Source organism: Pseudoxanthomonas jiangsuensis (genome assembly GCF_010093185.1).
In the GTDB taxonomy this organism is placed as follows: domain Bacteria; phylum Pseudomonadota; class Gammaproteobacteria; order Xanthomonadales; family Xanthomonadaceae; genus Pseudoxanthomonas; species Pseudoxanthomonas jiangsuensis.
On the sequence record NZ_PDWL01000035.1, the window covers coordinates 1 to 14,375 of the forward strand.

The following is a 14,375-nucleotide window of genomic DNA, read 5'->3' on the forward strand; positions in this document are numbered from 1 at the left end:
CGGCGGCAGCTCAGATGTGGATAAGAGTCAGGGGTGAAGGCGGCGGCGGGGGCCTGCGCCTCGGTGGAAAGGGTGTCCTGGTGCGTCATCGCATCCTCCGTTGCGTGGTGCACGCCCACGGCCCTCCCGCGGGACCGCGAAGGCCGGGCTGGGAGCGGAGGATCGGAAAGCGGCGTCGCAAAGCCGGCGACCGCGGACGGACCGCGGCGGACTTCGCTTCGCCAGCCATCTCCCTCCGGAGACTCCAGGGCCGGCACCGCGCGGCGTGCTTTTCGCGCGGCTGTCGGCAGGTCTTCGGACTGCCGGGTATGGAAGGACTGGCCTTCCGCCTCCCCCGTCGCTTCCCGGAACCGAGGTTCCAGTGCGTTGGCGGGTTCGTTCCCGGTTACCGCTGCGGGGCAGTGCCGGACTCGCCTTCGCAGGCCCACCGGGCTTCCCTTTTAAACCGGTTCCCTTGGGGGGTGCCGGCACCGACCGACCCAAGATAGTGGGGTCATCGGACCCGGTCAACACCAGATATCGGGGAATGCCGGCAGGCCCTTGGGGCATAAGGTGGAGCCCCTCGGCGCGCCGGTTGCAAGCCCCCGCCGATGCCGCGGCGACTGCGCCAGTCAAGCCCCGGCGCCTGTGGCCTGCCCTGCCCACGCGGTCTCCGACCGTTCCCCGACATGCCGCTTTCCATCCTTGAGCCACCTCCACCGCGTCCTGTTCCCGTCCGATGGCTCCGCTTCTCCTGTCCAGACCTCGCATCCCGTCGCTCCTGGTGGCCCGTCCGTGAACGGCCTGCTGGCGGCGGACCACGGGATCGCGGGCCTGGCGGCCGCGTTCGTCTTCATGGTCGCGCTGGCCTGGGCGAGTTTCGTGCTGATGAAGGCCGCCAGGCCCCTGATCCTGCATGGACAGGGGTGGATCTGGAGCGGCCTGGCCGGGATCCTGGGCATGACGCACTGGCCGCTGCAGCTGTCGCTGGGCAGCCCGGCGGGCTATCCGGTCGTGGGCAGCGTCCTGTACCTGTTCTCCATGGTCGGCCTGGCGCCCGACGATTCGGTGCTGGAGCGCACTCCCACGCCTGCGGCGTTCTGGTTCCAGCGCGGTCTGGTCTCGGCGGTCGGCGGCACCGCGGCCGGGATGGTCTGCTCCTGGCTGTCCTGAGGGACGCCGGCCGGAGGGCCGGCCGGCCGAAGGCCACGCGCTACCGGCCCCGGTCCGCGCGGCAACCGTCCAGCAGGTCCAGGCCAGGGTCGTACTCGGGCGCCGCCACTTGCATGAGTCCGAGCACGGTGTGGAAATAGTTGTCGTGGCTGGCTTCGCCGGCGGCCGCTTTGCTCTTCATGCACGACAGGTCGAGCGCCAGGCTGCCGGCGTAACCCGACGAGAACCACATCAGCATCGGCACCTTCTTCTGCTCGCCCGGGGCGATCGCGTACGGCATCCCGTGCAGGTACAGACCGCCTTCCCCTAGCGATTCGCCGTGGTCGGAGAGATACAGCAGCGCGGTGTCCCGCCCGGCCTGCTCGCCCAGCAGCCGGATCGTCCGGGCCAGGAGGTCATCGGTGTAGAGCAGGGCGTTGTCGTACGCGTTCACCACCTGCTCGCGGCTGCAGTCACTCAGCGCGGAGCTTTCGCAGGCGGGCAGGAACTTCCCGGACCCGGCCGGGTACCGTTTGTAGTAGGCCGGTCCGTGGTTGCCGAGCTGGTGCAGCACGATCACCGCATCACCCTGCAGCGAAGCGATCCGCCTCGACAGGCCCTTGAACAGGATCCCATCCAGGCAGCCTTCGGCGGTGCACAGGTCCGGATCGTCCGCATGTTCGTAGGACTGGAAGGGCAGGTCCTTGCACACGCCCTTGCATCCGCCCTGGTTGTCCAGCCATGTCACTGAAATGCTGGCGTGGTCGAGCACGTGCAGCAGGGATTCGGAATTGCGGACCTTGTCCTTGGTGTAGTCCTCGCGCCCGTAGACGGAGAACATGCACGGCAGGGAGACTTCCGTGGAGGTCCCGCACGAGGTCACGTCAGGGAAGTTGACCACGTCCAGTCGCGACAGCTGCGGCGTGGTCTGCCGCGGATAGCCGTTGAGCCCCCAGTTCTGCGCCCGTGCGGTTTCCCCCACCACCAGCACCAGCAGCCTGGGCCGCTGCCCGGCGCGCGCCGCGGCCACGTGCGCGCCGGCGCCCAGCTCCTTGCGCGGCGCATTGCGCGCGGCGCCATCGTCGGCCAGCACGCGGCCGAGGGAGACCAGGTAGTTGCCGGGCGTGATCAGGTGGCGGATCTCGTGGTGGTTCCGCATCAGCGCCGACATGCTCTGGAAGGAAAGCAGCGCCGCTGCAGCCGCGACGGCCACCGACAGCACGATGGCGCCGGCCCGGACCAGGATCGCCCTGCCCACACTGCGGCGGACCAGGACCACCTTCCAGCCGAGGATGGCCGGCAGCAGCCCCGCCACCAGCACCCGCAGGACCAGGCCGGGCGAGACCAGCTCCGAGGATTCGCGCAGGTCGGTCTGCAGCACGTTCCTCACCATGCCGGTGTCGAGGTACACGCCGTAGTGGTCCATGCAGTAGGCGGCGGCGGCCGATACCGGCAACAGCACGGCCAGCACCGGCCTGACCGACCAGCGGTTGAACAGCAGCAGCGCCAGCAGGGTGTTCAGCGCGAGCACGAGCACGAACAGGCAGATGCCGGCCAGGGCGCCACCGGCGCCGTGCAGGGCGCCGGTCGCACGCACTTCCGTGAGGAAAGCCAGGTTGGCCGTCAGGGTCAGGAACAGGCCGGTCAGCAGCGCAAGCACTTCCTGGCTGAGGACCGGACGGAAGCCCTTCCACACCTGCCACGGAAGCCGCCATGCCTCCGCCGTGCGCCGCCTGGCATTGCGGGAGATCGCATTCATGGCATGCCGTCCCCGCTGCGCGCCATCCGTCCGGCATCGGCCGCAGGACGCAGGATCGCCAGGTAGAGAGCGAAGGCGACCAGCCAGCAGATCCCCGCGGTGTAGAGGTCATGCGACAGGAAATGCGCCCCGCGCAGCTGCTGCGAGATCCCGAAGACCAGGCCCAGGCCCACGCCGATGCCGAGTCCCAGCCAGCGCCAGCGCGGTGCGACCGCAAGAAGGAAGAAGTACGACGCCATCCAGGCATAGCCGCCACTGGCGTGCCCGGCAGGAAAGCAGCGCCCGCGGCCCATGCCCAGCGGCCTGAGTTCGACCAGGCCGACGAAGGCCTTTTGCCCACCGTAACGGAGCAGGTCCCACGGACAGTCCATGTTCGACCAGGACTTGATCCAGGAAACGGCCAGGCACGAGACCAGCGTGGCCAGCAGGAGATAGCCCAGCGGCCGGCGCAAGGCCCGCCGGCGCGACGACGGCAGGCACGCGAGTACCCAGCATCCGAAAAGCACGAGCCACGCCACGACATTCAGGTTGCGACCCGCGACATGGATGACCGTGTCGGTGATCCAGGCATTGCGGAGCGACCAGGCATGGCCTTCCCAGGCGTACAGGCGGTCGGCCAGCCACTGGTCGCCGCCCAGCGGCCCGGCCCAGACCAGCAGGACGCCCAGGCCGGCCAGCGGCAGCAGGTGCAGCCAGAGGGAAACGGCGGGCGGGCATGCGCCGGGAATTCCGGGCTGCGGCGTGCGGAGAAGCGGCGGAGCGTTGGCGGGAACCTGCATCGGGGGACCATCGGCATTGCGTGTCTGGCCGGGCGATGATCGGGACGGATATGTCGGAATGCGGTCGGAATCGCCGCAGGCCCCATGCCCTAAGATGAAGCCCGGTTCACGCTGCCGGACGCCCCGTCCGGATACCCGCTCCGCATCGCCCATGCGCATCCTGGTCGTGGAAGACAACCGAAGCCTGGTCGCCAACCTCTTCGAGTACTTCGAGGCGCGCGGCCACGTGCTCGACGCCGCGCCGGACGGACTGACCGGGCTGCACCTGGCGGTGAGCCACGGCTTCGACGTCATCGTCCTGGACTGGATGCTGCCGCGGCTGGACGGCCCGCAGTTCCTGCACCGGCTGCGCGAGGCGGACATCGACGTGCCGGTGCTCATGCTCACCGCCCGCGATGAGCTTCCGGACAAGATCACCGGCTTCCGCGCCGGTGCCGACGACTACCTGACCAAGCCATTCGACCTGCCCGAACTGGAAGTCAGGCTGGAGGCCCTGCTTGCGCGCGCCAACGGCCGGCGCCGCGGCAGGATCCTGCAGGTCGCCGACCTCAGGCTCGACCTGGCGACCCTGGAAGCCACCCGCCAGGACCGGCCGCTGCATCTCTACCCGGCCTGCCGCAAGCTGCTGGAAGTACTGATGCAGGCCAGCCCGAGCGCGGTGACCCGGGCGCGGCTCGAATACGCGCTCTGGGGCGACGACCCGCCGGACGGTGACATGCTGCGCTCCCACATCTACGAGCTCCGGCGCAGCGTGGATGGTCCTTTCGAAGAGAAGCTGATCCAGACGATCCCGAGGATCGGCTACCGCCTCGCCGCACCCGGCCCGGCGCGGGAGGACGGCGATGGCGGCTAGGACCAGCCTGCGCAGGCGGATCCTGCTGGGCCTGCTCGGCTACACGGTCGCGCTCACCCTCGCCGTGTTCGCCCACGGCGTCATGGTCAACGAGCATGCCGAGGCCCTGGTGTGGCAGACCCTGCTCGATTCGGAACTGGACCACGTGGTCGAACGGATCACCTCCGATCCGCAGTACCGGTGGATCGACACCTCGAGCATGGTCCTGTTCGACGGCCGGCACGGGCCGCTGCCGGCGGCGCTGCAGGGGCTCGCCCCGGGCGTGCACGACGAGGTCGTCATCGATGGCGTGGTGCGGGTGGTGCTCATCCGCCAGACGGAAGAAGGTCCGCTGGCGCTGGCGCTGGACATCACCGACCTGGAACAGCGCGAGTTCGACATGTGGATCACGGTGATGGGCTCCACCCTGACCATGGTCGTCCTGATCAGCCTGGCGGTGTTCTGGGGCGTGAACCGGCTGGTCCGCCCGCTGACCATGCTCTCCGGCAGCATCGAGGCGCTGAAGCCGGACCAGCCCGGCCAACGCATTGCGGTGCCGGCCTCGGCGACCACCGAGCTGGTCGTGATCGCCGATTCGATCAACGACTACCTGCGCCGCAACGACAGCTTCGTGGAGCGCGAGCGGATCTTCATCGACACGGCCAGCCACGAGCTGAGGACGCCCATCTCGGTCATCGCCGGCGCCAGCGAACTCGCGCTTGGCCAGCCGTCGATCCCGCCGGCCGTGCGCGGACAGCTGGCCCGCATCCGGCAGACCTCGCGCGACGTGGAACGCCTGATCGCCCTGCTGCTGGTCCTGGCCAAGGATCCCTCCCGCCTGGCCGGCACGGCCGACCGCCTCTCCCTGGACCAGACGGTCGCGGAGATCGTCGACCAGCACGCCCACCTGGCCGAGGGCAAGGACCTGGCGATCACGATCGCCGGCTCGACCGGGGTGGAAATCGTCGCCTCGCTGCCGGTGGTGCAGACCGCGATCGGCAACCTTTTGCGCAACGCCATCGAGAACAGCGACCGCGGCACGATCGAGCTGCGGATCGAGCCGCCCGCGACGGTGGTCATTTCCGATCCCGGCCACGGCATGACGCCCGAGGAGATCAGCGCCATCTACGCCAGGCTCGCGCGCGGCGGCGGCGAGCGGATGGGCGGCGGCATCGGCCTGGACCTGATCGCCCGGCTGTGCGAGCACCTGGGCTGGACGCTCGACATCCAGTCCGGCCCCGGCCGCGGGACGGTGGCCCGGCTGACGCTGTCCTCCGCGCCTTCGACCGGACGACCATGAACATCGCCCTCCCTGCGTGGCTCGTCTGGGCGGGCCTGTCGGCCTGCTTCGCGGCACTCACCGCGGTGTTCGCCAAGGCCGGGGTCCGCGACGTCGATTCCGACCTGGCAATGGCGCTCAGGACGATCATCGTGGCGCTGCTGGTCGTCCCGTTCGTGGTGATCACGGGCACATGGGCCGATCCGTTCGCCCTGCCCGCCCGGGCCAAGGCCTTCCTGGTGCTGTCGGCGCTGGCGACCGGCGCCTCGTGGCTGTGCTACTTCCGCGCGATCCAGGTCGGCGAACTGGCCAAGGTCGCCGTGGTCGACAAGACCAGCGTGGTCCTGGTCCTGCTGTTCGCGGTGGTCTTCCTTGGCGAGAAGCCTTCCGGCCGCGACTGGCTGGGCATGCTGCTCGTCCTGTCGGGACTGGCGATGCTGGCGTTCCGCCGGTAGGGGTACGTCCGGTTGCCGGCGCGCAACGCCGCGCGGTCTAGTTGATTGGGAACGCGCGCGGCTGGCAAGCCTCCACGGCCGCACCCGGAACCAGCACCCAGGTGTTCCTGTTCGATTGCCCGGCCTCCACCACCGCCGCATGGTCCACGCAGCCGGGCAGGGTTTTCGCGTTGGCCAGGATCCACCTCTGCGCGGGCGCGGCCTCGGCCCATGCGGACGCACGCCGCCACTGCTCCGCCACCGGCACCTTGAAGCCGAAGTCGACCGGCGTCCTCGGCGCCTGCAGGAAGTTCTGCTCGCGCCAGTCGACCAGCCCGAGCTGCGCGGCGGGGCCGATCCGCTGGTAGACCTGCCCCATCAGCCGCGAGGAAGAGGCGAAAGGATCCAAGGCCGGCATGAATCCCGCGCCGTAGACGATCCATATCAGGCAGGTGGCCAGTACCGTCGCCCGGCCGGGACGCCGCGCATTCGCATCCAGCATCCAGGCCAGCCCCGCGCCCAGCCCCAGCATCCAGGCGCCCAGCGCATGGACGGCGTCGTGGTCCAGATCGCGGCCGGCCAGGCTCGACGCCAGCCAGGCCGGCTCGAACAGCAGGACCGCACCCAGCACGACGGCGACCACGCCGACCGCACCGACATAGCCCTGCAAAGCAAGGCGGGCGTAGCGCATGCGCAGCATCCCCCCGAGCAGTGGCGCGGCGGCAATGCAGACGGCCGGCAATGCCGGCAGGATGTAGACCTCGCGCTTGCCCGGCGTGGCACTGAAGAACACCAGGACCAGCAGCACCCATCCGAGCAGCAGGATGTGCCGGGCGTCGCCGCGGCGGGTCCGCCTGGCCCAGGCCGGAACCATCTTCGGCAACAGCAGGCTGCCCGGCAGCCACAGGGTGAGGATCACCTGCGCGTAATACCAGCCCGGCTTGAGGTGATGCCAGGAATCCAAGTAACGCGTGCCGGTCTGGCGCAGCAGGATCTCGCGGGCGTAGGCGTCGAGTTCGGCGCCATGCGGCCGCAGCAGGGCGATGCCCAGCGGCAGCAGCCAGACACCGGCGCCGGCGAGGAATCCGGCGGGAACCAGCGTCCATTGCCATGCGGCGCCGCCGGGCCTGCGCCCGGGATCCCGGAGCCGGACGAGCAGCCACGGGATCACCACGAGCAGGGGAAGGAAGCCCACGCCCTTGGTCACCGTGCCCAGGCCGGCGGCGAACCCGGCCAGGAGCAGGCACCGCCTGTCCGGGCCGAGCAGCAGGTGCCGGACCATCGCCCACAGCGACACCGTCGTCATCGCCACCAGGACCATGTCGATCTGCGCCCGCTTGGCCATCAGCCCGAACTGGATCGTGCAGAACAGGGCCAGGGCCGCATGGCGCCCGACCGGGCGCCCCCACAGCCTGCGCCCGAGGTCCCAGGTCAGCCACAGGGTCAGCAGGGATGCGAGCAGCGAGGGCACGAGGAAGGCGATGTCCCAGTCGCGCAACAGCGCCCGGGATGCCAGCTGCAGCCACATGAAGACCGGCGGCTTCTCGGCGTACAGCTCCGTGCCCCGGTGCGGCAGCAACCACTGGCCGGAGCCTGCCATCGCCCGGGCGGCGAGGACGAACCGCGGCTCGTCCGGAGGCGACGGCGCGCGCATGCCGATGCCTGCCGCCAGGCTGAGTGCGATCAGCATCCAGACGCCGGCATCGCGCAGGGACCACGTCCGTGCCCGCCGGCTCTCCGCAGCGGCCGGTATCACGCGACCAGCACCGCGATCCAGGTGCACATCGCGGCGACGATCGCGCCGAGCACCGCCGCCGAGCCGAGGTCCTTGGCCCGGCCCGAGAGCTCGTGACGCTCCAGTCCGTGCCGGTCGATGGCGGTCTCGATGGCGGAATTGAGCAGTTCGGTCACCAGCACCGCCAGCAGCGCCAGCAACAGCAGCAGGCGCTCGATGGCGTCCTCGCCGACCACGAACGCCAGGGGAACCAGGATGGCCGCGAGCACGACTTCCAGCCTGAAGGAGGCCTCGTGCAGCCATGCCGCACGCAGGCCGGCCAGCGACCATCCCAGCGCCCTGAAGGTCCCCATGGCGCCCCGCGGGATATGGCTCGGTGATCCAGGCATGCGATGTTTCCGGGGACGATTCGGGGCAGCCGGGATGGCCACGGCTGCCCAGCTTCGCTCCGCGCAGGTCGGAAAAGCGTCGGAGAGTCTGGTACAACCCTCCCCCCGGCGCGCCATGGTGGCCGCCACACGGGGGAGTACATCGATGCGTCTGAGCGCCTTCCTGCTGGCGGTGTTCGCACTGGGCGGCAGCGCACCGGCCACGGCCAAGGATTTCCTGCGCGCGCAGGGCCGGCAGATCGTCGACGAGAGCGGCCGTCCGGTGGTCCTGCGCGGCATGGGCCTGGGCGGCTGGATGCTGCAGGAAGGCTACATGCTCGACCTCGAAGGCACCGGCACCCAGCGCAGCATCCACGCCCGCGTCACCGACCTGGTCGGCCCGGAGCAGGCCGAGGCCTTCTATCAGGCCTGGCGCGACAACCACACCACCAAGGCCGACATCGACGCGCTGGCGCGCTGGGGCTTCGACTCCGTCCGCCTGCCGATGCACTACGCCCTGTACACCCTGCCGGTGGAACAGGAGCCGGTGGCGGGCGGCCAGACCTGGGTCGAGGAAGGCTTCCGCCGCACCGACCAGCTGCTGGAATGGGCCAGGGCCAACGACCTCTACCTGATCCTGGACCTGCACGCCGCGCCCGGCGGCCAGGGCAACGACATCAACATCTCCGACCGCGATCCCGACGCGCCCTCGCTGTGGGACGACCCGCGCCACCAGGACAAGATGGTGGCGCTGTGGCGGCGGCTGGCCGAGCGCTACAAGGACGAGCCGCACATCGCCGCCTACGACATCATCAACGAGCCGAACTGGGGCTTCGCGGACCGCGAGGACCGCAACGGCTGCAAGGAGGAGGGCAACGGCCCGCTGCGCGAGCTGCTGGTGCGCACCACCCGCGCGATCCGCGAGGTCGACCGCCGCCATCTGATCGTGATCGAGGGCAACTGCTGGGGCAACAACTACCGCGGCGTGCTCGACGAAGGCCCGTGGGACGACAACCTCGCCATCAGCTTCCACAAGTACTGGAACCACACCGACCGCGCCAGCATCGCCGAGCTGCTCGCCCTGTCGGAAAAGCACGGCATGCCGCTGTGGCTGGGCGAGACCGGCGAGAACTCCAACGACTGGTTCGCCCGCACCGTGGCCCTGGTCGAAGGCGAGGGCATCGGCTGGGCCTGGTGGCCGCTGAAGAAGCTGCGCTACAACAACCCGCTGCAGGTCCAGGCCAACGACGGCTACCGCAAGGTGCTGGCCTACTGGAACGGCAAGGGCCCGCGGCCGGCGCCGGAGGCGGCGCGCGAGGCGTTGATGCGCCTGGCCAGCCACGACCTGCGCCACGAGAACAACCGCTTCCACCCCGACGTGGTCGACGCGCTGATGCGCGCGCCGCATTCGGACCGCGCGGTGCCGTTCAGGGCGCATGTCGTCGACGCACGGGGCGGGCGGATCGCCGCGATCGACTTCGACATGGGCCGCGACGGCGTGGCCTACCACGACCTCACTCCCGCCAATCACCACGTCTCCGACGGCGGCGAACGGGTGGTCTGGAACCCGGCCATGGCCTACCGCAACGATGGCGTGGACCTGGGCCGCGGCGCCGAAGGCGGGCTGCACGTGGCCGGCCTGGAGGCGGGCGAATGGCTGCGCTACACCTTCGAGGCGGCCCAGGGCGGGCGCTACGCGCTGCGCCTGGCCACCCGCGGCCAGGGCCGGGTCTCGCTGCTGCTCAACGGCACGGAAGTGAAGGCGGTGAAGGCCGGGCGCGACGGCGCGGAGTTCGCCGGCCTGGCCCTGCAGCCGGGCCGCAACACCCTCGTGGTGCGCGCCGAACAGGGCCCGTTCGACCTGGAGGCGCTCGAGTTCGTGCGCTGACCGCGCACGGCGGATTCACGCCGGCTGGCCTAGAACGTGGCTCCCCGCCCGTTCCGAGGCCATGCCCGTGCATACAACCGAACCCAGCACCGTCCCCTCCGTCGACCTGGCCCGCTACCTGGGCACCTGGTACGAGATCGCGCGCCTGCCGATGCGCCACGAACCGGAGGACTACACCGACATCACCGCCACCTATTCGCTGCAGCCCGACGGCACGGTCAAGGTCGACAACCGCGCCCGCGACGGCAAGGGCGAGCCGCAGCAGTCGGTCGGCGAGGCCACCGTGGTGGATGGCAGCGGCAACGCGAAGCTGGAGGTGAGCTTCATGCCCGACGGCCTGAAGTGGGTGCCCTTCACCAAGGGCGACTACTGGATCCTGCGCCTGGACGAGGGCTACCGCACCGCCCTGGTCGGCTCGCCGGACCGCAAGTACCTGTGGCTGCTGGCGCGCCAGCCGACCCTGGCCGAAGAGGTGCGGCGCGACTTCCTCGACAGCGCGCGCGCGCAGGGATACGACCTGGCGGAGCTGATCCTCACCCCGCACACCGGCCCGGGCGCCTCCCCGTAGCAGCCGCTCAGACCATCAACCGCGATGCGTGCGCGCCAGGTACTCGGTGCTCTGCATCTCGATCAGGCGCGAGGCGGTGCGCTCGAACGCACCGGCCAGGCGGCTGCCTTCGTACAGCGCCACCGGCGCGGCGTCGGCGGTGGCCACCACCGTCACCTGGCGGTCGTACAGCTCGTCGATCAGGTTGACGAAGCGCCGGGCCGCATCCTCGTTGAGCGCGTCGAAGCGCGGGATCCCGCCCAGCAGGACGATCTGGAACTCGCGCGCGATCTCGATGTAGTCGGCGGTCGAGCGCGGTCCCTCGCACAGCTCGGCGAAGTCGAACCAGGCCACGCCGGCGGCCGCGGCCCGCGCGGTGATCGTCCGGCCCTCGACCTCCAGCGGCGTGCGCGCCGCCGGCGCGTTGCCGGCCAGCGCCTTCCAGCGCTCGCCCAGCCAGGCCTCGCTGCCCTCGTCCAGGGGCGCGCGGTACACCGGCGAGCGGGTCAGCGCGCGCAGGCGGTAGTCCTCGCGGCCATCGGCGGCCAGCTCCACGCAGTGCTCGCGCAGCTGGGCGATCGCCGGCAGGAAGCGCTCGCGCTGCAGGCCGTCGCGGTAGAGGTTCTGCGGCGCGGTGTTGGAGGTGGTCACCAGGGTCACGCCCTCGGCGAACAGCCGTTCCAGCAGCCGCCCCAGCAGCATCGCGTCGCCGATGTCGGTGACGAAGAACTCGTCCAGCACCAGCACCCGCAGGCTGCCGCGCCATTCGCGCGCGATCTTCGCCAGCGGATCGGCCTGGCCGGCGTGCAGCCGCAGCTGCTCGTGCACCCCGCGCATGAAGCGGTGGAAGTGGGTGCGACGCTTCTGCGTCAGCGGCAGGCCGTCGTAGAACAGGTCGACCAGGAAGGTCTTGCCGCGACCGACCCCGCCCCACAGGTACAGCCCGCGCACTGGCGCCGGGCGCCCGCCGAAACCGAGCCTGGCCATCAGCCCCGACGGCGCGGCGGCCAGCAGCTCGCGCTGGATCCGGTCCAGCTCGCGCAGCGCCGGATGCTGGGCCGGATCGTCGCGCCAGCGGCCGGCGGCGGCGCCTTCGGCATAGGCCTGCGAGGGCGTGCGCGGCGCGGCGGGCGTGCTCATGCGTCCGGCAGCCAGGCCTTGACCTCGTGCTGGATCGCGCCGCGCAGGTCGATCAGCTTGCGGTGGAAGAAGTGGCTGGTGTCGATCATCCGCACCAGCTGCGGCTTGCGCGCCAGGCCCTCGATCCAGGCATAGACCGCCTGCGCGTCGACGATCTCGTCGGCGTCGCCCTGGACCACCAGCCACGGCACTTCGGGAATCTCGATGGCGGAGAAGTCCCAGCCGCGGCCCGACACCGGCGGCGCGATCGAGATCAACGCATCCGGCTGCAGCCGCGCCGCGGCCGACAGGCTGACGAACGAGCCGAAGCTGAAGCCGGCCAGCCACAGGGCCGCGTCCGGGCGCGCGGCGCGGACCCATTCGACCACCGCGCCCAGGTCCTCGCGCTCGCCCTTGCCGTGGTCGAACGCGCCCTCGGAGGCGCCGGTGCCGCGGAAGTTGAAGCGCACGGTGGTCGCGCCGAGTTCGCGCAGGGAACGGGCGACCATGGTCACCACCTTGTTGTGCATGGTCCCGCCCTCGGTCGGCAGCGGATGGCAGACCACCGCCACCAGCGGCCGCGCCTCGGCAGGCTCGGGCAGGTCGACGGCGACCTCGAGCGCGCCGGCCGGGCCGTCGAGCACCAGGGTCTTCGCGGTATCGGGAAATGCGGGATTGGCCATGGCCACCATGATACAGCCCGGCCTGGAACGCCCTCCTACAATGGGCGTCCCTTCCGCCTGCATCGGCCCCATGCATTTCATCCTGCTCAGCGTGGCCTGCAGCGTGCTGGTCTCGGTCCTGCTCAAGCTGGCGCCGCGGCGCGGCTGGGACGTGGCGCAGATGGTGACCTGGAACTACCTGGCCGCAGCCCTGCTCTGCGCCTGGCTGCTGCAGCCGCCGCCGGCGGTCCTGCGCCAGCCCGGCGCGCCGTGGGGCACCCTGCTGGTGCTGGCCGCCGCGCTGCCGATCCTGTTCCTGGTGCTGGCCGCCAGCGTCCGCCATGCCGGCATCGTCCGCACCGACGTGGCCCAGCGCCTGTCCCTGCTGCTGTCGCTGGCGGCCGCCTTCCTGTTCTTCGGCGAGACCGCCGCACCGATGAAACTGGCCGGACTCGCGCTGGGGCTGGTCGCGGTGATCGGCATCCTCGCCCGGCCCGAGCCCATGGCAACGCCCGACCGCCGCGGCTGGCTCCTGCTGCTGGCGGTCTGGGCCGGGTTCGCGGTGGTCGACGTGATGCTCAAGCGGCTGGCCGTCTCCGGCACCCCGGCCAGCGCGGCGCTGCTGGTCGCCTTCGTCCTGGCCTTCGCCGGCATGGCCGCCTGGCAGCTGTGGCGGCGCTTGCGCCACCAGGTACGGCTGGACCTGCGCCATGCCGGCGCCGGCCTGCTGCTGGGCCTGCTCAACTTCGGCAACATCGTGTTCTATGTGCGCGCCCACCAGGCCCTGCCGGACAGCCCGGCGGTGGTGTTCGCCAGCATGAACATCGGCGTGGTGGTGCTGGGCACGGCGGTGGGCGTGCTGGCCTTCGGCGAGAAGACCTCGCCCCTGAACCGGGTCGCGATCGCGCTGGCGGTGGTGGCGATCGCTATGATCGCGCTGGCGCCGCGGGCCTGATGCCCGCGTCCACCTGCGGTTCGGGCCGGCCCGCCTAGAATGTGGCCATGAACACCGCGCAAGACTCCAGCCTCGGCCGCGAGGTCGCCTATCCCACCGCCTACGATCCGGGCCTGCTGTTCCCGATCCCGCGCGCCGGCGCCCGCGCCGAGCTGGGCCTGGACCCAACCGCGCCGCCGCCCTTCGCCGGCCACGACCGCTGGCACGCCTTCGAGCTGGGCTGGCTGGACGGCCGCGGCAAGCCCAGGGTCGCCACCGCGACCCTGCAGGTGCCGGCCGACTCGCCCAACCTAGTCGAGTCCAAGTCGCTCAAGCTCTACCTCAACTCGCTCAACGGGGCCCGCTTCGACAGCGCCGAGGCGTTGCGGGTGCGGGTGATGGACGACCTCGCGCGCGCGGCCGGCGCGCCGGTGGCCTTCGCCTTCGGCCTGCCGCCGCTGGCCACGGCCGGGGACGACGGCCAGTGCCTGGACGACATCGAGGCCGACTTCGACCGCTACGGCCCGCCCGCACCCGAGCTGCTGGCCGCCGACCCGGACGCGGCGGTCGAGGAGCGCCTGTGCTCGGCCCTGCTCAAGTCCAACTGCCCGGTCACCGGCCAGCCGGACTGGGGCAGCGTGCACCTGCACTACCGCGGCCCGCGGATCGAGCGCACGGGCCTGCTGCGCTACCTGGTCAGCTTCCGCGAGCACGCCGGCTTCCACGAGCAGTGCGTGGAGCGGATCTTCCTGGACGTGCTGGCCCGCTGCCGGCCGCAGGCGCTGTCGGTGGAGGCCCGCTACACCCGCCGCGGCGGCCTGGACATCAATCCCTGGCGGGCCACGCCCGGACTGCCGGCGCCGCGCGCATTGCGTGACCCGCGTCAATAACCGGGCCGCGTCCCAATA

The 14,375-nt window shown here is 70.9% G+C and carries 14 protein-coding genes and 1 riboswitch; of the genes, 8 read left to right on the forward strand and 6 right to left on the reverse strand.

The genetic code is table 11. The features are described 5' to 3' along the window. Positions 1-268: 268 nt before the first annotated feature. A riboswitch (cobalamin riboswitch) is annotated at positions 269-490 on the reverse strand. 284 nt (positions 491-774) lie between these two features. Next, positions 775-1,152: a hypothetical protein gene (locus CSC62_RS15985; RefSeq protein WP_162407687.1), complete on the forward strand. Its 378-nt coding sequence runs from the start codon at positions 775-777 to the stop codon at positions 1,150-1,152. A 40-nt stretch (positions 1,153-1,192) separates the two neighbouring features. On the opposite strand, the gene CSC62_RS15990 is transcribed toward CSC62_RS15985, so the two are convergent. Together CSC62_RS15990 and CSC62_RS15995 are read right to left on the reverse strand one after the other, a co-directional pair. Beyond that, a complete protein-coding gene (locus CSC62_RS15990; RefSeq protein WP_162407688.1) occupies positions 1,193-2,890 on the reverse strand; it encodes a phosphoethanolamine transferase in 1,698 nt (565 codons plus the stop codon). Then, a complete protein-coding gene (locus tag CSC62_RS15995) occupies positions 2,887-3,669 on the reverse strand; it encodes a phosphatase PAP2 family protein (RefSeq protein ID WP_162407689.1) in 783 nt (260 codons plus the stop codon). The genes CSC62_RS15990 and CSC62_RS15995 overlap by 4 nt, the downstream gene beginning before the upstream one ends. Positions 3,670-3,820: 151 nt before the next feature. Between CSC62_RS15995 and CSC62_RS16000 the strand changes: the two genes are divergently transcribed. The 3 genes from CSC62_RS16000 to CSC62_RS16010 are packed head-to-tail and all read left to right on the forward strand — an operon-like array spanning position 3,821 to position 6,235. Beyond that, entirely contained in the window at positions 3,821-4,522 is a 702-nt protein-coding gene (locus CSC62_RS16000; protein WP_162407690.1) for a response regulator transcription factor, read from the forward strand. Then, the gene (locus CSC62_RS16005; RefSeq protein ID WP_162407691.1) at positions 4,512-5,801 is read left to right on the forward strand and encodes a sensor histidine kinase; all 1,290 of its coding nucleotides are present in this window, start codon (positions 4,512-4,514) and stop codon (positions 5,799-5,801) included. Before CSC62_RS16000 ends, CSC62_RS16005 begins: the two co-directional genes overlap by 11 nt. Next, a complete protein-coding gene (locus CSC62_RS16010) occupies positions 5,798-6,235 on the forward strand; it encodes an EamA family transporter (protein WP_162407692.1) in 438 nt (145 codons plus the stop codon). Before CSC62_RS16005 ends, CSC62_RS16010 begins: the two co-directional genes overlap by 4 nt. Positions 6,236-6,272: 37 nt before the next feature. Here the strand turns inward: CSC62_RS16010 and CSC62_RS16015 are convergent, their stop codons facing one another. Further along, positions 6,273-7,904, reverse strand: a complete 1,632-nt coding sequence (locus CSC62_RS16015) for an ArnT family glycosyltransferase (RefSeq protein WP_162407693.1) — start codon at positions 7,902-7,904, stop codon at positions 6,273-6,275. A 62-nt stretch (positions 7,905-7,966) separates the two neighbouring features. Continuing rightward, positions 7,967-8,338 (reverse strand): diacylglycerol kinase, encoded by a 372-nt coding sequence (locus CSC62_RS16020; RefSeq protein ID WP_162407694.1) that lies wholly within the window; start codon positions 8,336-8,338, stop codon positions 7,967-7,969. 145 nt (positions 8,339-8,483) lie between these two features. Between CSC62_RS16020 and CSC62_RS16025 the strand changes: the two genes are divergently transcribed. Continuing rightward, on the forward strand, positions 8,484-10,205 hold the full coding sequence (locus CSC62_RS16025) for a cellulase family glycosylhydrolase (RefSeq protein WP_162407695.1): 1,722 nt from the start codon (positions 8,484-8,486) through the stop codon (positions 10,203-10,205). A gap of 67 nt (positions 10,206-10,272) precedes the next feature. After that, positions 10,273-10,773 carry a lipocalin family protein gene (locus CSC62_RS16030; RefSeq protein WP_246194502.1) on the forward strand — a complete coding sequence of 167 codons (501 nt, stop codon included), beginning with the start codon at positions 10,273-10,275 and terminating at the stop codon, positions 10,771-10,773. 15 nt (positions 10,774-10,788) lie between these two features. Here the strand turns inward: CSC62_RS16030 and zapE are convergent, their stop codons facing one another. Further along, positions 10,789-11,892, reverse strand: a complete 1,104-nt coding sequence (gene zapE / locus CSC62_RS16035; protein WP_162407697.1) for a cell division protein ZapE — start codon at positions 11,890-11,892, stop codon at positions 10,789-10,791. Further along, positions 11,889-12,554: an alpha/beta hydrolase gene (locus tag CSC62_RS16040; protein WP_162407698.1), complete on the reverse strand. Its 666-nt coding sequence runs from the start codon at positions 12,552-12,554 to the stop codon at positions 11,889-11,891. The genes zapE and CSC62_RS16040 overlap by 4 nt, the downstream gene beginning before the upstream one ends. Positions 12,555-12,624: 70 nt before the next feature. Between CSC62_RS16040 and CSC62_RS16045 the strand changes: the two genes are divergently transcribed. Next, complete coding sequence (locus CSC62_RS16045; RefSeq protein WP_162407699.1) at positions 12,625-13,488, forward strand: EamA family transporter; 864 nt, start codon at positions 12,625-12,627, stop codon at positions 13,486-13,488. Positions 13,489-13,535: 47 nt separating this feature from the next. Then, a complete protein-coding gene (gene queF, locus CSC62_RS16050; RefSeq protein WP_162407700.1) occupies positions 13,536-14,357 on the forward strand; it encodes an NADPH-dependent 7-cyano-7-deazaguanine reductase QueF in 822 nt (273 codons plus the stop codon). Positions 14,358-14,375 lie beyond the last annotated feature (18 nt).

What these genes read in the sequence shown, in the direction of transcription:
- CSC62_RS15990 (WP_162407688.1), bottom strand. Translation starts at nt 2,890, where the DNA reads ATGAATGCGATCTCCCGCAATGCCAGGCGGCGCACGGCGGAGGCATGG.
- CSC62_RS15995 (WP_162407689.1), bottom strand. Translation starts at nt 3,669, where the DNA reads ATGCAGGTTCCCGCCAACGCTCCGCCGCTTCTCCGCACGCCGCAGCCC.
- CSC62_RS16000 (WP_162407690.1), top strand. Translation starts at nt 3,821, where the DNA reads ATGCGCATCCTGGTCGTGGAAGACAACCGAAGCCTGGTCGCCAACCTC.
- CSC62_RS16005 (WP_162407691.1), top strand. Translation starts at nt 4,512, where the DNA reads ATGGCGGCTAGGACCAGCCTGCGCAGGCGGATCCTGCTGGGCCTGCTC.
- CSC62_RS16010 (WP_162407692.1), top strand. Translation starts at nt 5,798, where the DNA reads ATGAACATCGCCCTCCCTGCGTGGCTCGTCTGGGCGGGCCTGTCGGCC.
- CSC62_RS16015 (WP_162407693.1), bottom strand. Translation starts at nt 7,904, where the DNA reads ATGCTGATCGCACTCAGCCTGGCGGCAGGCATCGGCATGCGCGCGCCG.
- CSC62_RS16020 (WP_162407694.1), bottom strand. Translation starts at nt 8,338, where the DNA reads ATGCCTGGATCACCGAGCCATATCCCGCGGGGCGCCATGGGGACCTTC.
- CSC62_RS16025 (WP_162407695.1), top strand. Translation starts at nt 8,484, where the DNA reads ATGCGTCTGAGCGCCTTCCTGCTGGCGGTGTTCGCACTGGGCGGCAGC.
- zapE (WP_162407697.1), bottom strand. Translation starts at nt 11,892, where the DNA reads ATGAGCACGCCCGCCGCGCCGCGCACGCCCTCGCAGGCCTATGCCGAA.
- CSC62_RS16040 (WP_162407698.1), bottom strand. Translation starts at nt 12,554, where the DNA reads ATGGCCAATCCCGCATTTCCCGATACCGCGAAGACCCTGGTGCTCGAC.
- CSC62_RS16045 (WP_162407699.1), top strand. Translation starts at nt 12,625, where the DNA reads ATGCATTTCATCCTGCTCAGCGTGGCCTGCAGCGTGCTGGTCTCGGTC.
- queF (WP_162407700.1), top strand. Translation starts at nt 13,536, where the DNA reads ATGAACACCGCGCAAGACTCCAGCCTCGGCCGCGAGGTCGCCTATCCC.